The organism is Ruegeria sp. MALMAid1280 (assembly GCF_049195285.1).
In the GTDB taxonomy this organism is placed as follows: domain Bacteria; phylum Pseudomonadota; class Alphaproteobacteria; order Rhodobacterales; family Rhodobacteraceae; genus Ruegeria.
On the sequence record NZ_JBMIRT010000010.1, the window covers coordinates 1 to 4,081 of the forward strand.

The window sequence follows — 4,081 nt, forward strand, 5'->3', positions numbered from 1 at the left end:
CGCGGTTGTTACTGCGGCCTTTATGGCTCCGGCGGCGTATGCGGAGGAATTCATCACCATTGGCACCGGGGGTGTGACCGGTGTGTATTATCCGACCGGTGGCGCGATCTGTCGTCTGGTCAACAAGGGCCGGAAGGAGCACGGCGTGCGCTGCTCGGTCGAGTCGACCGGCGGTTCGGTCTACAACATCAACACCATCCGCGAAGGCGAGCTGGAGTTTGGAGTGGCGCAGTCGGACTGGCAGTACCACGCCTTTAACGGCACCTCGAAATTCGAAGAGGCCGGCCCGTTCGAGAATCTGCGCGCGGTGTTCTCGGTGCACCCCGAGCCGTTCACCGTTGTCGCTCGTGCCGATTCCGGCATCAGCAGCTTTGAAGACCTCAAGGGCAAGCGCGTGAACATCGGCAACCCGGGTTCCGGTCAGCGCGGCACCATGGATGTTGTTCTGGAAGCGATGGGCTGGACCATCGACGATTTCGAACTGGCGTCCGAGCTGAAGGCGGCGGAACAGTCGGCGGCGCTGTGCGACAACCAGATCGACGCGATGATCTATACCGTTGGTCACCCCTCGGGTTCGATCCAGGAAGCCACCACCGCGTGTGACTCGGTTCTGGTGAACGTGACCGGTGACGCGATCAGCGGTCTGATCGACGGCAACTCGTACTACCGCACCGCGACCATTCCGGGCGGCATGTATCGTGGGTCCGATGGCGACACCACCACTTTTGGTGTGGGCGCGACCTTTGTGACTTCGGCGGATGTGTCGGATGACGCGGTTTATGCGGTTGTCAGCTCGGTTTTTGAGAACTTCGACGACTTCAAAAAGCTGCATCCCGCATTCGCCAACCTCAAGCCCGAAGAGATGATCGCGGATGGCCTGTCGGCGCCGCTGCATCCGGGTGCCGAGAAGTACTACAAGGAAAAAGGCTGGCTGCAGTAAGCCGGACCTGATGCGGGGCGCCTTCGGGCGCCCTGCCACCCAAGCCCGGTTCGAACGGGCGGTGAATAAGGTCAAAATGGCCGCCTGACGGGGAGACATCTTTATGAGTTCCGACACACAATCCAATCGACCGCTATCCGAAGAGGAGCTGCAGGAGCTTGTGGCCTCCTCCGATGCGGGTGGGCGCAACCCGGTCGGCAATGTCGGGATTTTCCTGGCCGTTGTGGCGGCGCTTTGGTCGGTGTTTCAGGTGGTGCTGGCCTCGCCGTTGTCCAACGTGGTTCTGCCCGGAAGTGTGGTGAATAACTCGCGCCAGATCCATCTGGCCTTTGCGATGTTCCTGGCTTTTGCGGCCTATCCGGCGTTGAAATCCAGCCCTCGGAACTACATCCCCATTCAGGACTGGATCATGGGGGCGCTTGGCGCGTTTGTGGCGCTTTATGGGTATTTCTTCTACGACAAGATCGTAAATGCGGGTGGTCTGGCTGACGATACCGATAAATGGGTCGCGCTGGGTGGATTGTTATTGCTGTTCGAGGCCGCGCGTCGTGCGCTTGGCCCGGCAATGGCGATCATCGCGACGATCTTTCTGGCTTATGTCTTCTTTGGCGCGTCCGAATGGGTGCCCGAGGTTATCCGTTGGAAAGGGGCAAGCCTGAAGAAGGCGATGAGCCATATGTGGATCACGTCCGAGGGCGTGTTCGGCATCGCCCTGGGTGTTTCGACGAAATTCGTGTTCCTGTTCGTGCTGTTCGGCGCATTGCTCGATAAGGCTGGGGCAGGGAACTACTTCATCAAGATGGCCTTTGGCGCCCTTGGCCACCTGCGCGGTGGCCCCGCCAAGGCGGCGGTTGTGGGTTCGGCGGCGACCGGTCTGATCTCGGGCTCGTCGATTGCCAATGTGGTGACCACCGGGACTTTCACGATTCCTTTGATGAAACGCGTCGGGTTCAGCAGTGAGCAGGCCGGTTCGGTCGAGGTGGCCTCGTCCGTGAATGGCCAGATCATGCCGCCGGTGATGGGTGCTGCGGCCTTCCTGATGGTGGAATATGTGGGCATCTCTTACGTCGAGGTGATTACGCACGCCTTCCTGCCTGCCGCGATTTCCTATATCGCGCTGGTCTATATCGTGCATCTCGAAGCCGTGAAGCGGAACATGCCGACGCTGGGCAACCGCGAGGTGCATCTGGCGCGCACTGTCGTGGGGATGCTGTCCTTCTTCCTTGTATTCGCTGGCCTTTGCTATGGCTCGCAGTTCCCGGTCGAGGCGGTCACCAGCTGGGCGCCGTCCTCTGCGGGCCTGATCCTCAGCCTGATCGTCTGTGCGGTCTACGTGGCGTTGCTGTATCTGGCCGCGCAGGTGCCGGACCTTGAGCCGGATGACCCGAACGCCAAAGAGGTGGAACTGCCGGTTATCGCAGAGATCTACAAAGCCGGTCTGCATTATCTGCTGCCAATCATCGTTCTGGTCTACTTCCTGATGATCGAACAGAAGTCGCCGGGTCTGTCGGCCTTCTGGGCAACGGCGCTGCTGTTTGTGATCCTGCTGACGCAAAAGCCGCTCAAGGCGCTGTTCCGTGGGCAGAGCAATCTGAAAGACAACTTCATCGATGGTGTCGCTGACCTGTGGCAGGGCCTGATCGATGGCGCGCGCAACATGATCGGGATCGCTTTGGCCACGGCAACGGCGGGTGTGATCGTGGGTACGGTGACCTTGACCGGTGTCGGGCAGGTGATGGCCGATCTGGTCGAGTTCCTGTCGGGCGGCAACCTGATCCTGATGCTGGTCATGGTCGGCCTGCTGAGCCTGATCCTGGGCATGGGCCTGCCGACCACGGCAAACTATATCGTTGTCAGCTCGCTGATGGCGGGTGTGGTTGTCGAACTGGGTGCGCAGAGCGGGTTGATCGTGCCACTGATCGCCGTGCACCTGTTCGTCTTCTATTTCGGGATCATGGCGGATGTGACGCCGCCCGTGGGGCTGGCCAGTTTCGCGGCGGCGGCTGTTTCGGGCGGGGACGCGATCAAGACAGGGTTCACCGCGTTCTTCTACAGCCTGCGCACTGTGGCGCTGCCGTTTGTGTTCATCTTCAACACAGACCTGCTGCTGATCGATGTCACCTGGGTTGAGGGCATCACAGTTGCGATATTTGCAACAATAGCGATCCTTGTCTTTACGGCGGGAACAATGGGCTATTTCCTGACCCATAGCCGTATCTACGAAAGCATCGCGCTGATCGCCGTGGCTTTCGCGCTGTTCCGGCCCGACTATTTCATGGACCGTATCGCACCGCCCTATACCTCGGTCGAGCCTGCCGCATTTGTGGAAACCATCGGGCAAACGCCCCCGGGGTCCGAGGTGCGTCTGGTGGTCAGCGGCCCGGATTTCGACACGCTTGAAATGACGGACACCACGGTTGTTGTGACTGTCGGAAACGAAGAGGGTGGCGAAGCCCGTGTCGATGCCATGGGTCTGTTGCTGTCGGACGAGGATGGTCTGATCAGGCTTGAAGAACCGTTGTTCGGCACGCCGGTCGCGGACGAGCTGGATATGTTCGACTACTATGGTGATGAGGCGGTGCGCCTGACCTCGGTCAGTTTGCCGTCCAGCCAGCCTCCGAAGCAACTGATGTATATCCCCGCGCTGATCCTGCTGGGTCTGATCGCCTTCCTGCAACGTGGCCGTGCCGTCAGACAAGAGGTGCCCGCATGACAAATTCTGTACTTTGCGCCGTCGATATCAGCAACGGCGACATTGACGTGAACGTGCTGGAGACTGCGGCAGCCTTGGCCGATCAGGACAACGCGCAACTGGATGTGGTGACCGTTCTGCCCGATTTCGGCGAAAGCTGGGTGTCCGGGTTCTTCCAACCTGATTTCCACGAAAGGGCGCTGGAAGAGGCGCAGGCCAAACTGACCCAGCTGTGCATTTCAGCCCTCGGGGACGAGCGGAACGCCCGGATTCGCCATGTCGTCGCCACCGGCACTGCCTATCAGCAAATCCTGCACACCGCCGCCGAGGCCGGATCAGACCTCATCGTCATCGGCGCCCATAAACCAGACCTCAAAGACTACCTCCTAGGCCCAAACGCAGCCCGCGTCGTCAGACACTCAACCGTCTCGGTCTACGTGGTCAGGTAG

The 4,081-nt window shown here is 60.2% G+C and carries 3 protein-coding genes; all 3 read left to right on the forward strand.

The features are described from left to right. Window positions 1-940 (forward strand): TAXI family TRAP transporter solute-binding subunit (locus tag ACOQFT_RS00075; protein WP_421596038.1); only part of this gene is annotated, 940 nt, incomplete at its 5' end. A gap of 103 nt (window positions 941-1,043) precedes the next feature. Beyond that, entirely contained in the window at window positions 1,044-3,653 is a 2,610-nt protein-coding gene (locus ACOQFT_RS00080; protein ID WP_421596039.1) for a TRAP transporter permease, read from the forward strand. Further along, on the forward strand, window positions 3,650-4,081 hold the full coding sequence (locus ACOQFT_RS00085) for a universal stress protein (protein ID WP_421596040.1): 432 nt from the start codon (window positions 3,650-3,652) through the stop codon (window positions 4,079-4,081). The genes ACOQFT_RS00080 and ACOQFT_RS00085 overlap by 4 nt, the downstream gene beginning before the upstream one ends.

Excerpts from the sequence above, each read along its gene's own strand:
- ACOQFT_RS00085 (WP_421596040.1), top strand. The coding sequence starts at position 3,650 with ATGACAAATTCTGTACTTTGCGCCGTCGATATCAGCAACGGCGACATT.
- ACOQFT_RS00080 (WP_421596039.1), top strand. The coding sequence starts at position 1,044 with ATGAGTTCCGACACACAATCCAATCGACCGCTATCCGAAGAGGAGCTG.